Source organism: Streptomyces sp. NPDC093260, assembly GCF_040683715.1.
In the GTDB taxonomy this organism is placed as follows: domain Bacteria; phylum Actinomycetota; class Actinomycetes; order Streptomycetales; family Streptomycetaceae; genus Streptomyces; species Streptomyces sennicomposti.
The window spans coordinates 21,009-33,610 of record NZ_JBFBEK010000032.1 but is presented as its reverse complement, the minus strand read 5'-3'; the positions used below and the strand labels follow the sequence as shown (position 1 = coordinate 33,610).

The 12,602-nt window shown below is 73.9% G+C and carries 12 protein-coding genes and 1 pseudogene; 7 read left to right on the top strand and 6 right to left on the bottom strand.

The features are described from left to right. Positions 1–54: 54 nt before the first annotated feature. Positions 55–504 carry a DUF6098 family protein gene (locus tag AB0N63_RS30500; protein WP_365533959.1) on the top strand — a complete coding sequence of 150 codons (450 nt, stop codon included), beginning with the start codon at positions 55–57 and terminating at the stop codon, positions 502–504. 112 nt (positions 505–616) lie between these two features. Here the strand turns inward: AB0N63_RS30500 and AB0N63_RS30495 are convergent, their stop codons facing one another. Then, positions 617–874 carry a WhiB family transcriptional regulator gene (locus AB0N63_RS30495; RefSeq protein WP_009193300.1) on the bottom strand — a complete coding sequence of 86 codons (258 nt, stop codon included), beginning with the start codon at positions 872–874 and terminating at the stop codon, positions 617–619. A gap of 301 nt (positions 875–1,175) precedes the next feature. Here AB0N63_RS30495 and AB0N63_RS30490 point away from each other — a divergent pair, with 301 nt between their 5' ends. Next, positions 1,176–2,486 (top strand): MFS transporter, encoded by a 1,311-nt coding sequence (locus AB0N63_RS30490; protein ID WP_365533956.1) that lies wholly within the window; start codon positions 1,176–1,178, stop codon positions 2,484–2,486. A gap of 35 nt (positions 2,487–2,521) precedes the next feature. Here AB0N63_RS30490 and AB0N63_RS30485 read toward each other — a convergent pair whose 3' ends face one another. From AB0N63_RS30485 to AB0N63_RS30475, 3 genes and pseudogenes are all read right to left on the bottom strand, one after another. Then, positions 2,522–2,974: a cyclic nucleotide-binding domain-containing protein gene (locus tag AB0N63_RS30485; RefSeq protein WP_365533954.1), complete on the bottom strand. Its 453-nt coding sequence runs from the start codon at positions 2,972–2,974 to the stop codon at positions 2,522–2,524. A gap of 355 nt (positions 2,975–3,329) precedes the next feature. Continuing rightward, a pseudogene (locus AB0N63_RS30480) lies at positions 3,330–4,007 on the bottom strand (ornithine decarboxylase); the annotation flags it as partial. A 12-nt stretch (positions 4,008–4,019) separates the two neighbouring features. Next, complete coding sequence (locus AB0N63_RS30475) at positions 4,020–4,241, bottom strand: 3-deoxy-D-manno-octulosonic acid transferase (RefSeq protein WP_365533952.1); 222 nt, start codon at positions 4,239–4,241, stop codon at positions 4,020–4,022. Positions 4,242–4,523: 282 nt separating this feature from the next. Between AB0N63_RS30475 and AB0N63_RS30470 the strand changes: the two genes are divergently transcribed. The 5 genes from AB0N63_RS30470 (at position 4,524) to AB0N63_RS30450 (ending at position 8,803) form a co-directional block, all read left to right on the top strand. Next, on the top strand, positions 4,524–4,970 hold the full coding sequence (locus AB0N63_RS30470; protein ID WP_365533950.1) for an ATP-binding protein: 447 nt from the start codon (positions 4,524–4,526) through the stop codon (positions 4,968–4,970). Positions 4,971–5,447: 477 nt separating this feature from the next. Then, on the top strand, positions 5,448–6,395 hold the full coding sequence (locus tag AB0N63_RS30465; RefSeq protein WP_365533948.1) for a SigB/SigF/SigG family RNA polymerase sigma factor: 948 nt from the start codon (positions 5,448–5,450) through the stop codon (positions 6,393–6,395). Positions 6,396–6,432: 37 nt separating this feature from the next. Continuing rightward, on the top strand, positions 6,433–6,810 hold the full coding sequence (locus AB0N63_RS30460; RefSeq protein ID WP_365533945.1) for a DUF5133 domain-containing protein: 378 nt from the start codon (positions 6,433–6,435) through the stop codon (positions 6,808–6,810). A 690-nt stretch (positions 6,811–7,500) separates the two neighbouring features. After that, complete coding sequence (locus AB0N63_RS30455; RefSeq protein ID WP_365533943.1) at positions 7,501–8,334, top strand: DUF1206 domain-containing protein; 834 nt, start codon at positions 7,501–7,503, stop codon at positions 8,332–8,334. A gap of 28 nt (positions 8,335–8,362) precedes the next feature. Next, positions 8,363–8,803, top strand: a complete 441-nt coding sequence (locus AB0N63_RS30450) for a hypothetical protein (RefSeq protein ID WP_365533941.1) — start codon at positions 8,363–8,365, stop codon at positions 8,801–8,803. Between the two features lie 54 nt (positions 8,804–8,857). Here the strand turns inward: AB0N63_RS30450 and AB0N63_RS30445 are convergent, their stop codons facing one another. Together AB0N63_RS30445 and AB0N63_RS30440 are read right to left on the bottom strand one after the other, a co-directional pair. Then, positions 8,858–11,080: an FUSC family protein gene (locus AB0N63_RS30445; protein WP_365534081.1), complete on the bottom strand. Its 2,223-nt coding sequence runs from the start codon at positions 11,078–11,080 to the stop codon at positions 8,858–8,860. Between the two features lie 144 nt (positions 11,081–11,224). Next, the gene (locus AB0N63_RS30440; protein ID WP_365533938.1) at positions 11,225–12,598 is read right to left on the bottom strand and encodes an NAD(P)/FAD-dependent oxidoreductase; all 1,374 of its coding nucleotides are present in this window, start codon (positions 12,596–12,598) and stop codon (positions 11,225–11,227) included. Between the last annotated feature and the right edge of the window lie 4 nt (positions 12,599–12,602).

The window sequence follows — 12,602 nt, the reverse complement described above, 5'->3', positions numbered from 1 at the left end:
CCCGCAGCTCCCGGCGGGTACCCCGAGCGCCTGAGGCACGAAGGAGAGCATGTCATGACCCCATCGGACGACCTGCCGGTCGCACAGTCGCTGGTCGAACTCGCCGACCTCGTCGGCCGTCGCCGGGGGCTGTACGTCCGCTGGTCGCGAGGGCCGGCGACCGACCTGGGCGCCACCTCCAGCATCGACGAGCTGACAGGCGTCCGTATGCCGGGCCTGTCGGCCAACCCGCTCGACGTGGAGGAGTGGTGGCAGGACCGCTCCGTACCGCTGTGGGTGGCGCGCCGGCTCTACGACTACGCGCATCTGCCCCATGAGAAGGGGCCCGGGGTGCGGCCCTGGGTCCTCGGGGGCCGCGAGACGGGCCGCGGCCCCGACAACGAGCCGCTGGTGGTCGACGTGGAGCCGATGTGCTGGATCGCTCCCGCCGTCATCGAGGAGGCCCGCCGGGAGGTGGCCCGCCAGGAAGCGCACTGGGGCACCCTGCGCCGCTCGGCCCACTGACGGCCGGACCCGGGGGAGCGGCCCGCGGGCTCCGCGTGGCCGCGTCCGCCGAGGCCCCGTCCGGGAATCCCGGACGGGGCCTTCGCGTGCCGGTGGCCGGCGCGGCCGCGGTTCAGCCGGAGTGCCGGCGGGCCGCCGTCGCGCGCCGCCGCTTCAGCGCGCGCCGCTCGTTCTCGCTCGTCCCGCCCCACACGCCGATGGCCTGATCCGTCGCCAGCGCCCACTCGAGGCACTGCTCGCGCACCGGGCAGCGACCGCACACCGCCTTGGCCTGCTGGGTCTGCAGCAGGGCCGGACCGGTGGTGCCGATCGGGAAGAAGAGGTCGGGGTCCTCCTGGCGGCACGCGGCATGGTCGCGCCAGTTGTCCATGAGAAGTCACCTGCGATCGAAGTCGTCCGTGCCTGTCAATAGTGCGTACCCCACATCGGGTCACCGGCCGAAACGGTGCGAAACCGCGCGAGTGCCCCAGTCGCGGACCTTCGCAGAATCCGCACAGACGCCCGCCCACCGACCCCGGCGCTCCGACACCGGCCCCGGCGGTCCGAAGCCGGCTCCGGCGGCCCGGTCCCGGCCACTCGCCGGTCCGGCTGCCGGGCACGGTTCCTGCCGCGCAACCGGTCCTGCGATAGTGAACTCCGACAAAAAGATGTAACGAGCACCCAGGAAGACCGTGGACACCAGCGAGACCACCGACAGCAGCGCCGGACCCGGGGCGGCGGGCGCTCCGGAACCGGCCGGGTCCGAACGGCGCGGCTGGCGCCGCTGGGCCATGGACACCCGCCCCCTGCGCCGCCCTGCCTACCGCAGGCTGTGGACCTCGACCATCGTCACCGCGGTCGGCAGCCAGCTCACCGCCGTCGCCGTGCCCAAGCAGATCTACGACATCACCGGCTCCTCGGCCTGGGTGGGTTACGCCAGCCTCGCCGGTCTGGTCCCGATGGTCGCGTTCGCGCTGTGGGGCGGCGCCGTCGCCGACACCGTGGACCGCCGCAAGCTCCTCCTGGTCACCAACATCGGCATCGCCGTCACCTCGCTGCTGTTCTGGCTCCAGGCGGTCACGCACCTGGACTCGGTGGCGGTGCTGATGGTGCTCCTCGCCCTCCAGCAGGCCTTCTTCGGACTCAACTCCCCGGCCCGCAACGCCTCCATCGCCCGCCTGGTCCCCGCCGGGGAGCTGCCCGCCGCCAACGCCCTCGGCTCGACCGTCATGCAGACCGGCCTGGTCGCCGGACCGCTGCTGGCCGGTGCGCTGATACCCGTCATCGGGCTGCCCGAGCTGTATCTGATCGACGCCGTCGCCCTGTGCGCCACGGTGTGGGCCGTGCTGCGCCTGCCGGCGCTGCCGCCGCTGGCCGGATCCGCCGCCCGCCGCGCCGGTCTGCGCGAGATCGCCGCCGGGTTCCGCTACATCTCGGGCCACAAGGTCCTCCTGCTGTCCTTCCTCGCCGACATCATCGCCATGGTCTTCGGCATGCCCCGCGCCCTGTTCCCGCAGCTCGCCGCCGAGACGTACGCCCCCTACGGCGAGGGCCTGGCGCTCGGCCTGCTGTTCGCTGCGGTCCCCATCGGCGCGGTGACCGGCGGCCTGTTCTCCGGCACCTTCTCCCGGGCCCGCCGGCACGGCTGGATGGTGATCGGCGCGGTGACCGCCTGGGGGATCGCCGTCGCCGGGTCCGGGGCGAGTCGGAACCTGTGGATCGCGGTGGCCTTCCTGGCCGCCGCCGGCGTCGCCGACATGGTCTCCATGGTGTTCCGCGGCGCGATCCTGCTGTCCGCCGCCACCGACGAGATGCGCGGCCGGATGCAGGGCGTCTTCACGGTGGTCGTCGCGGGCGGCCCGCGCCTGGCCGACGTGCTGCACGGCACGGCCGGGTCCGCCTTCGGCCCGCGCGCGGCGGTCACCGGCGGCGGGCTGCTCGTCGTCGTGCTGATGCTGGGCCTGGCGGCGGCCGTCCCGGCGCTGCGCCGCTACCGCGTCTGAGCCGGGCGGCCGGGGCGGCGGCCCGGCCGGCGCTCCTACAGGCCGCGCCGGGGGATCGTGTACTGCTCCAGGAGCCGACCGCGGGTCAGCTCCAGCCGGTGGGCGAGGATCTCGGCGACGGTCCGCACCAGGGACAGCCCCAGCAGCGGGTCCTCCACGGACAGCGCCAGCACCGACGGCCCGTCGAACTCGTAGGCCCGCACCTGGCTGAACGCCTCGGCCCCGAAGTCCCACCGGTAGGGCGGGAACAGCCAGGACCAGCCGAGCAGATCGCCCGCCCCGAGACTCGCCACGGTCACCCGGCGGGTCGCCGTGACCTGCTGGTCGAGGTGGACGGCACCGGTGCGGACGACCCAGAAGCGGTCGGCCGTGCCGCCCGCCTCGAAGATCCGCGTGTCCTCGGGGAAGGAGACCTCCTTCGCCAGTTCCATCAGGCGTTCGCGCTGCTTGTGGGGGAGGGCGGTCAGCAGTTTGATCGGCTTCGTCATGGCCTGGGCCTCTCGCCGGCGATCGATGGGACGCATGTGCCCACGTCCATTTTCAGCCGCTGCGCGCGCCCCGGGCACCTCGGCGGCGCGGGTTCGCATCCCTGCCGCGGGCGCCGCCCGCCGGGTTCCGGCCACCGGCGGGAGCCGGTCGGGGTTGCGCGGCCGCAGCCGGGCGACCGCCGTTGCGGGCAGGAAAAAAGCCCTGGCTGGACGGGGGAAGCCAGCCAGGGCCGTTCGCGGCGGCGCACGGGGGAGTCAACGGTTCGACCCCGTCGCCGCGTATGGATGAACCGTAAACCATCTCGGCTCGTTTCGCGCGCTCCCCGGGCACGCACGTGACTGGTTTCACTCGCTTTCACCCGGCATCTGCCACCACCCTGACGGTGTTCAGCTCGGCGTCGCTCGGGTCCGGCAGGTTCATGCCCGCGCTCAGCCCGGTGGTCAGATAGCGCAACACGGGCCCCGACAGCCGCTCGCCCGGCAGCACGGCCGGGATGCCCGGCGGGTACGGGGTGATGATCTCGCCCGCGATCCGCCCGGCGGCCTCGCCCACCGGAACGTCCTCGGTCGGCCCGAAGAACGCGTCCCGCGGCAGCATCGCCTGCTCCATCCGCAGCCCTGCCGGGTCCGGCACGTCGACCTGCGGGCCCCCCGTCAGCTCAGGGGCCGCGGCGGCCAGGTCCTTGAGCGCGGACAGCAGCTCGTCCGCCGTCTCCTGGTCGTCGCCGTGGGTGAGCTGCGCGCCGATCCGGCGGTGGTCGGTCAGGTGCGCGTCCACCTTCCGGTGCTCGCGCAGCCAGTCGGCGGCCCGGTAGCCGGTGATCCCGAGCCCGGTCACGTCGATGACGACCGGCAGTGGGTCGAAGTCGTCGGCGAGTCCGGGGCCGCAGAAGTCGGCCCGGTCGTTGACGTGCAGCCCATCGATGTCCTCGCCCGCGGCACGCACACGGCCCGCCAGCTCCAGCGTGCCGCCCATCAGCTCCTCGCCGCGCAGGGCCATCTGCCGGCGCCAGCCGTCCAGCCCGGCGAAGACCCTGTGACGGTTTCAGGGCCGGGGCTCGTGTTTCCCGGGGGTCACGATCTCGTCCAGGACCCGCAGGACCGCCTCGTAGGCGATCACGTGCCCGGCCGCCTCCCGGGCCCGGTCCGGATCGTCCGTGCCGAGGCTGTCGCGGCGGCCGCGCCACCGTCGCTCCTCCTCCTCGGCACAGGCCCTCGCCCGCTGGATCCGCCGCAACAGCTCGTCTGAGTCCACGACTTCGGTCATGCCGGTGCGCGTACCCGCCGCGCGCGATCCAATGGCCCCGAAGCCGCTTGTTCCCGGGGCGCGGGGATGTTTCACGCGGCCCGCGAGGGCTAGCCGGACTAGGAGACCTGGGAGCGGCGCGGCGCGCCGGACCCGCGCGGTACGCGCCACCGTCCGTACGGCGCGGCGGCCCGGCCGCCGCCGCCGGGGCGTCCCGGATCCGCCGGGCGCGATCCACCCGCCGGTCCGGCTGCCCTCCCGCACCACACCGGGAGCGACCTTCACCACACCGGGAGCGAGGAGATGTGCGAGAAGCACAGGACCACCCCCATAGTCGAGGCGCCGTCCGCCGTGGGCCGGCCGGGACGGTGTGAACCCTGCAAACCGGCCGACGCCCGCCGCGCGGTGGAACGGGCCATCAGCGAGTGCTGCCGCGCCGGTCACGCCCCCTGCGACGCGCACGCCGTCTCCGACGCGCAGCTCGTCGCCTCCGAACTCACCACCAACGCCATCCTGCACGGCGGCGGGATCACCGACTTCCACGTGGACGTCGTCGGACCGGACGTACGGGTGTGCGTGAGCGACCGCAGCGACCGGCTGCCGGTGGTCGGCCCACCCGTGGACCGGCAGGGCCGGCGTCGGCTCGGCGGCCGCGGCTGGCCGATCGTGTGCCGGCTGGCGCGGGACGTGCAGGTCTGCGACCTGCCCTCCGGCGGCAAGTGCATCAGCGTCGTCGTCCCGCTGAACTGACCCACCAGCCGGGGCGTGTTCCGAGTGGTGTCGTCCGCCCGAAGGGCGGGGCCCGCGGCGTCCGGCGCGGTGCGTCGCAAGGCGGAGAGGCGTCCGCGTACCAGGCGTACACGGACGATGCCGACAACGCGGCGAGGCGCCGTGGCAGGCGTCGCGGGCCGGACGGGACTCTCTCGGAACACGCCCTGGGCCCCGCGACCCCGCGGGAGGCCCGCCCGCCGATCGCGTCGTACCCCCGCTGACCTGGGGGGCGGCGGGGTCCCGGCGGGGGTGCGTTGCCGACTGCAAAGAATCGGACGGAAGCGGAGTTTGTTACTCCTGCCCCCGGGCAGACGGAATCTCGTGCTTCGGACCGGAGGCGCGCCAGCGGGAGCGGTATGGCTGCTCCGAGGGCCCCCGGCTGGACCGGAGAGCACCGGAGAGAGCCAGCGCCTCCCGCGGTACATCCCTGAAACCACCGTTCAGGAGCGATTCCGCATGCTCATCGATATGTCGACAAGCCGTCCCGGCATCCCCGAAGACCAGATCGTCGACTCCACCCCTGATCACCCTGCCGACCGGACCACCGACCAGACCAACGAGCAGACCGTCCAGCAGCCGGCCGACCAGGCCGCCGCCACCCGGCGTCCGCACGACGACGCCCCCGACACCGCCGCCCTCTTCCGGCGTCTGGCCGACCTGCCGGACGGCCCGGAGCGGGACAGCGCCCGCGACGAACTCGTCACCGCGTGGCTGCCCATGGCACACCGCATCGCCGGCCGCTTCCGCGACCGGGGCGAGTCCATCGAGGACCTGCGCCAGGTCGCGGCGCTCGGGCTGGTCAAGGCCATCGACCGGTTCGACCCGGACCGCGGCGCCTTCGAGAGCTATGCCGTGCCCACCATCACCGGCGAGGTCAAGCGGCACTTCCGGGACCGGATGTGGGCGCTGCGCGTGCCCCGCCGGGTGCAGGAACTGCGCAACAAGGTGCGGGTGGCGCGCCGTGAGCTGACCCAGAACCCGGGCAGCCCCGAGCCGTCGGTCGCCGCCGTGGCCGCCCACACCGGGCTGACCGAGGAGGAGGTCAACACCGGCATGGAGGCGCTGGACAGCTTCAGCACGCTGTCCCTGGACGCCGAGATGTCGACCGGCGAGGACGGCTACAGCCTCGCGGACACCCTCGGCGCCGCCGACTCCTCCTACGACGTCGTTGTGGACCGGGAGTCCGCCAAGGAAGGACTGCGCCGGCTTCCCGAACGCGAGCGGGCCATCCTCTACATGCGCTTCTTCGAGGACATGACCCAGAGCCGCATCGCCGACCGGCTGGGCATCTCGCAGATGCATGTGTCACGCCTGATCAGCCGCAGCTGCGCGCGGGTCCGGGACGAGGTGCTGGCCGAGCGGGCCGGCCGGCGCGGCAAGGGGCCGGGAGCCGCCGCCTCCTGAGCGTCGCCGCCCCCACGTACGACATCCCAGGACAGCCATGGAGAGTGACCGAGTGCTGATGCCCCATCCCGAGTTCCTGCGCAAGCTCGTGCACGAGTACGAGACGGCGCTGGCCGAGGAGGCCGCCTCCGCGGTCGCCGTCCGCACCACGCGGGCGCAGGACCTTGCCTACACCTTGTGCGTGTCCACCGGAACCCGTGAGGTGAGAGCCGCCCTGGAAACGGCCCGGCACATGCTCGCCGCCGCGGCCGCCGCACCCGCCGCCGAGCGCCGGGCACCCGCCGCCACGACCCACCGGCCACCCGCTGCCGCGGAGCACCGCGCGCCCGCCGCCCGCGAAGTGGTGCCGACCCCTCGCAAGATCACCCACACGGCCCCGCCCCCGCCCGCCCCGGCCCCCGCCGCGACCGCCTGACCCCGGCACCCACGAGCCGCCCGGCTCCCAGCCGCCCGCCGGCCGATCACCGCCGGGCCACAACAGGCCCTCGGCCGACCGGCTCCGACGAGGAGCCGGTCGGCGCTCTGCGCAACAGACCGTCAGCGGCACCCGGCTCAGCCGCAGACGTGCTCCGGGTGGGCCTGTCGCCTGGCGCACCCCGGCCGGTCGGCAAGGTGTCCCGTCTGCGTCGGGAGCCGTCGGGGACGCGCCGCTCGGGCGCGGCCGCGCCCGGTGACGAGCGTCGTGCGGCAGTGGCCGACGTACCCCGGGTACGCCGCGGCCGTCCGGGCCTTCCAACCCTGGCCGCGAGGCCGGCGGCCGTCCTGGCACGGGTTGTCGGCGGCGCCTTGCTCGCCCCCGGCGACCGCGCTCAGCCGCCGGTCCGGTTCCGCCGCCCGCCGTCCGGCGGCGGGGCACCGCCGTTCGGCAGTGACCCACCGCGCCTCGGTGGTACCGGGATCGTCCGGGCGCGCCGAACCGGCCGGTCGTCCCCGCGGATGCCGCGGCCTCCGGACCGTCCGATCGGCCCGCCGGTGCCGTGTCCCGGCGGGCCGGCCCCCCGCTGCCCGCCCGCCACTGCCCGTGTGCGCCCCAGCACACGGGCAGTGGCGTGGTCGCCGTGTGTGTCCGGGCGGAGTCGGGGCATTCGCAGGGCCGGAGGTGGCGATGGAGACGAGTGCCGTGGCACGTACCGGACGGCTCGGCGTCCGACGGGCGGCGAAGGGTTCGATGACGGAGGGGGCCGCGCGGGCCGGGCTGGCCGCGCGCGGCGTGATCTACCTGCTGGTCGGTGTGCTGGCGCTGCGCGTCGCCTTCGGCGACGGCGACCGGCAGGCCGACCGCAGCGGCGCGCTGGCCGCGATAGCGGACAAGCCGTTCGGCGCCGTGCTGCTGTGGGCGCTCGGCGTCGGGCTGGCCGGCATGGCGCTGTGGCGGCTGTCGGAGGCGGTCTTCGGCGCCGCCGGACCGGACGGCCGCAAGGCGGGCAAGCGGCTCGCGGCGGTGGCCCGCTGCGTCTTCTACGTGTCCGTCGCCTGGTCCGTGCTGTCCTTCGCGGCGGGCTCCGGCGGCGGCCGGTCCAGCGACGAGCAGTCGCGCGACCTGACCGCCCGGGCCATGGCCGTACCGGCCGGGCAGTGGCTGGTCGGCGCCGCCGGGGCCGGCATCGCGGTGGCCGGTGTGTGGATGGGCGTGCAGGCGGTGCGGCGGCACTACCGCAAGAAGCTGAAGCTCGGCGAGCTGTCCCCGAGGACCCGCCGCCTGATCGACGTCACCGGCGTCGGCGGCGGCGCGGCACGTGGACTGGTGTTCGCCACGGCCGGCGTCTTCGCCGTGCGAGCCGCGATCGACTACCGACCGGACCAGGCCAAAGGCCTGGACGACACGCTGCGCTCGCTGGCCGACACCCCGTTCGGCCCCTGGCTGCTGGTGCTGGTCGCGGCCGGTCTCGTGCTGTTCGGACTGTTCTCGTTCGCGCTCGCTCGCTGGCGTCGCGTCTGACGAGCGCCGGGCGGGGAACACGGAGCAGATGAACGAGAACGAGCTTCCGCCCGATGACCGGGCCGTGGAGGTGTATCTCGACCTTCTGCGGGTCCGGATGCCCGAAGAGGACTACGAGCTCCTGCTCACCGTCGTCGACCCGGTCCTGCAGGCCATCCAGGAACAGGGCGAGCAGGGTGTGCCGACGACCGACTTCCCGCTGGACGGCCCGCAGGCCCAGGGCCTGCCCCAGGAGATACGGGACGAGGCCGCCCTGGTCATCGCCACCGCCGTCACCGGCAGGCTGGACAACGAGCTGGTGGTCCTGGACATCGAGGAGACCGGCCCGGTCCGGGTGGTGACCGACGCCGCGACCGCCTCGGACCCGACCCGCCTCACCGAGATCGCGGACTACATACGCGACCGGCACCGGGACACCGAGGAACTGCGGGGCATCGCCGAGGTGAGCGACCTCCCCACGGACTTCTGACCGGTCCGGCACGGCGTCCGCGCATCCCCTGGGCGCGGACGCCCGCGTCGCCGCTCACCGCTTCGGCGTGGGCAGCCGCACTCCCAGCGGCCGGGCCAGGCCCACCACCGACTCGTCCAGCCGTTGCAGATGGCGCAGCACGCGGTCGGTGACCCTGCCGTAGCGGGGGGTGCCGGGCGTGCCGCCCGACTCCAGCAGCGAGGCGATGCTCGGCCCCGTTTCGATCTCCGCGTCGGCGTGCTCGTCCGACAGGTGTGCGGTGAGTGCCGCGATGTTGTGGGTGATCCGTGCACAGGCCCGGCGCAGCCGCGGGTCCGCCGCGATCGAGGGATGCGTCGGCAGCAGTTCGGCGGTCGCGGCCAGCGACCGCGCGTGGTAGGCACACGTCTCCAGCAGCGCCAGCAGGTACTGGGCGGTGTTGCGCCGCGCCCGCAGCGGTGTGATCGGATGCGTCAGCGGCTGGATGGCCGCGCGCAGGTCGTTCAGCGCCTGGTCCAGGTCACGGGCCTGGTCGAGCAGATCCGTGACCGGCCCGCCGCTCAGCTGTTCGACGGCGGCACCGGTCACATCGGCGAGCCGGTCCAGCACCGTCACCAGCAGCTCGTCGGTACGCCGGTCGGTGTGCACCGGCAGCACCACGGCCGCCGCGATGATCCCGCAGGCCGCGCCGAGCGCGGTCTCCTCGATGCGCAGCAGCAGCACCGAGAGGCTGTAGGTGTGCAGCAGCGTGTACAGCAGTCCGAGCGCCGCGGTGACGAAGAACGACATCAGCGTGTACGACAGCGGCGCCGTGTAGAACATCGCGAAGACGAACACCAGCACCAGCCCCAGCGCCGGCCAGGTGTGCGGCCCGACCAGACCCGCCAGCACGATGCCCGCGACCACGCCGAGCACGGTGCCCAGCAGCCTGCGGTAGCCCTTGACCAGTATCTCGCCGGTGGAGGAGGTGTTGATGAAGACGATCCAGCAGGTCAGCACCGCCCAGTACCAGCGCTGGCTGGACAGGAACTCGCCGCCCACGATGGCCAGGGACGATCCCAGCGCGACCTGCACCGCCGACCGCGTGGTGGGCCGCCGCAGCCCGCTCGGCGCCTTCTCCGCCTCCTGCTCGCCGGCCTCGGCGCCCTCGATGGCGGCGTCCTCGGCGTCCAGCTCCTCCCGGGAGCGGGTGGTGGCCGGCGAGTCGTCGGACTCGTCCTGCGGCCCGCCGAGCGCGACCCGCAGCCCGAGGACCGCCCGCCCCGCCTCGCCGATCCCGCGGAACACGTCCTGCGCGGCGGCCGAGGCGGGCGGCAGGTTCTCCTCGTCGCGGTAGCCCAGCAGCCGGTTGCGGACATGGGTCATGGCGGTCCCGCCGCCCGCCCCGGCGGGTCGCAGCACCAGCATCCTCAGCGCCCTGAGGTCCCGGCGCAGCGTGTCGGTCGCCTCCTCCCGCACCGGACGCAGTCCGGCCGGCGGCAGCGGCGCGCCGGGCAGATGGAGGGTGAGCGTGTCGGCCCGCTCGCTGCTGCGCAGGTTCAGCAGCAGCAGTCCGAGCCGTTCGGCGGCGATCTCGGCGCCCGCGATGCGCCGCTGCACCAGCCGCGCCACGGACTCGTCGGCGGTGCCCTCCTGGAGACGGGCCTGCACCATCAGCGCCGTCTCGTGCAGCCGCGCGGTGCGTTCGCGCACCGACTCCAGGGCCTTGTCCACCTGGTCGGGGCCGGCGTCCAGCAGCTCCAGCTGCGCGGAGACCAGCTGCGCGAGCCGCACCCGGAAGGCCTCGCGCAGCCGTTCGAGGATGCCCGCCGGGGTCTCGTAGACGATCACGAAGCGCACCAGGGCGCTGCACGCGAAGGCCACGGTGAGGACCAGGTACAGCCCCGGCAGCGTCGAGACGGTGGCGCCGACGAACAGGGACATGAAGTAGATCTGGAAGCCGATGAGGCCGAGCGCGTTGCCCCGGTCGCCGAAGCGGCGGGCGTAGACCGCGCAGAAGATCAGGGCGACGAAGAAGACGTCGCCGATCACCACCCGTGCGTTCAGCAGCGCGCCGAGCGACACCGACGCCAGTGCCACGGGCAGACACAGCGCCAGGGTGACGGCCTGGCGGGAGCGCGCCTTCTCGCGGATGGCGAAGGTGGCCGCCATCGACGCGATCGCGCCGGCCACCAGATGGGTGACCGGCGCGTGGAGCGCGCTCAGGACCGCCAGGGTCAGCGCGATCGAACCGGCCGTCCGGGACCCCGCGGCCAGTCTCAGCAGTCCGGGATCGGACGCCGTGACGCGATCCCGCAGCCGTGCCCAGACCGACTCCTCAGCTGCACTCACGCCGTCGTACTCTCTCCCGGTCCCCGATGATCTCTCCCAGCATCGCACGCGCGCCCGCCACGGCCCCGCCGCCCGTCGCGGCCGGCCGTGGCGGGCGCGCCCCGCCCGGCGTCACGACGCCCGCGACCGCGCCTTCTCCACGTGCTCGCGCACCTGCTCCTTGGTCAGATACGCGTCGGTGTACTCGAAGTCCTTCAGCTTGGCCGGCTTGCGGGCCTGGAAGCCGGTGCGCACGAAGTCGTCGCCGGCGACCGCGTTGAGCAGCCAGTTCGTCACCACGCGGGTCTTGGCCACATTGGTGCGCAGCGCCGCCAGATGGTAGCCGCGGGCCACCGCCTGCGCGGGCACGCCGTGCAGTTCGACGCCCAGCGGCCTGGACACCGCGTCGGCGCCGCCGAGGTCGACGACGAGCCCGAGGTCCTTGTGGCGGTACGGCCGCAGGGGCTGGCCGCGCAGCGCCGCGATCACGTTCTCCGCGACCGCCTTGCCCTGCCGGGAGGCGTGCTGCGCGGTCGGCGGGCACACCGCCCCGTCGCCCTTGGCCAGGTCCGGCACGGCCGCGGAGTCGCCGACCGCGAACACGCCGTCCTCGCCGGGCAGGCACATGTCGGCGTTGACGGCGAGGCGGCCGCGCACGGTCTCCGCGTCCAGCGTGGCGATCAGCGGGCTGGCCACCACGCCCGCCGTCCAGATCAGGGTGCGGGTGGGCACCACCCGGCCGTCGGTGAAGGTGACCTCCTCCTCGCCGGCCTTGGCGATGGACACGCCCAGCGACACCTCGATGCCGCGCCGGCGCAGCACCTCCAGGGCGCTGCGGCCCAGCTTGTCGCCGAGTTCCGGCATCAGCTTCGGCGCGATGTCGATCAGGTGCCACTTGATCAGCGCCGGGTCCAGCCTCGGGTAGCGCTCGACCGCGGCGTGCGTCAGCCGTTGCAGGCAGGCGGCCGTCTCGGTGCCGGCGTAGCCGCCGCCGACCACCACGAACTGCAGGCGCGAGGCGCGTTCGGCGGGGTCGTCGCTGGCGTCGGCCAGGTCCAGCTGCGAGATGACGTGGTCGCGGATGTAGGCGGCCTCGGCGAGCGTCTTCATGCCGAACGCGTGGTCCGTCAGGCCGGGGATGTCGAAGGTGCGGGTGATGCTGCCGGGGGCCAGCACGATGTAGTCGTAGGGCTCGTTGACGATGCGGTCGGTGATGGTGCGGACGACGCAGACCTTGGCCCGCAGGTCCACGCCGATGGCCCCGCCCGGGATGATCCGGGTGCGGTACTTCTGGCTGCGGCGCAGGGAGACGGCGATCGACTGGGGCGTCAGCACGCCGGAGGCGACCTGCGGCAGCAGCGGCAGATAGAGCTGGTAGGCGAACGGCGTCACCAGGGTGACGTCGGCCTCGTGGGGGGAGAGCCTGCGTTCCAGACGGCGGACGCACTCCACTCCGGCGAAGCCTGCGCCAACCACCAGGATCCTGGGTCGTGTCACGGTGTTCATTCCC

What these genes read in the sequence shown, in the direction of transcription:
- AB0N63_RS30440 (WP_365533938.1), bottom strand. Translation starts at nt 12,598, where the DNA reads ATGAACACCGTGACACGACCCAGGATCCTGGTGGTTGGCGCAGGCTTC.
- AB0N63_RS30455 (WP_365533943.1), top strand. Translation starts at nt 7,501, where the DNA reads ATGGAGACGAGTGCCGTGGCACGTACCGGACGGCTCGGCGTCCGACGG.
- AB0N63_RS30475 (WP_365533952.1), bottom strand. Translation starts at nt 4,241, where the DNA reads ATGACCGAAGTCGTGGACTCAGACGAGCTGTTGCGGCGGATCCAGCGG.
- AB0N63_RS30470 (WP_365533950.1), top strand. Translation starts at nt 4,524, where the DNA reads ATGTGCGAGAAGCACAGGACCACCCCCATAGTCGAGGCGCCGTCCGCC.
- AB0N63_RS30450 (WP_365533941.1), top strand. Translation starts at nt 8,363, where the DNA reads ATGAACGAGAACGAGCTTCCGCCCGATGACCGGGCCGTGGAGGTGTAT.
- AB0N63_RS30460 (WP_365533945.1), top strand. Translation starts at nt 6,433, where the DNA reads ATGGAGAGTGACCGAGTGCTGATGCCCCATCCCGAGTTCCTGCGCAAG.
- AB0N63_RS30495 (WP_009193300.1), bottom strand. Translation starts at nt 874, where the DNA reads ATGGACAACTGGCGCGACCATGCCGCGTGCCGCCAGGAGGACCCCGAC.
- AB0N63_RS30465 (WP_365533948.1), top strand. Translation starts at nt 5,448, where the DNA reads ATGCTCATCGATATGTCGACAAGCCGTCCCGGCATCCCCGAAGACCAG.
- AB0N63_RS30485 (WP_365533954.1), bottom strand. Translation starts at nt 2,974, where the DNA reads ATGACGAAGCCGATCAAACTGCTGACCGCCCTCCCCCACAAGCAGCGC.
- AB0N63_RS30500 (WP_365533959.1), top strand. Translation starts at nt 55, where the DNA reads ATGACCCCATCGGACGACCTGCCGGTCGCACAGTCGCTGGTCGAACTC.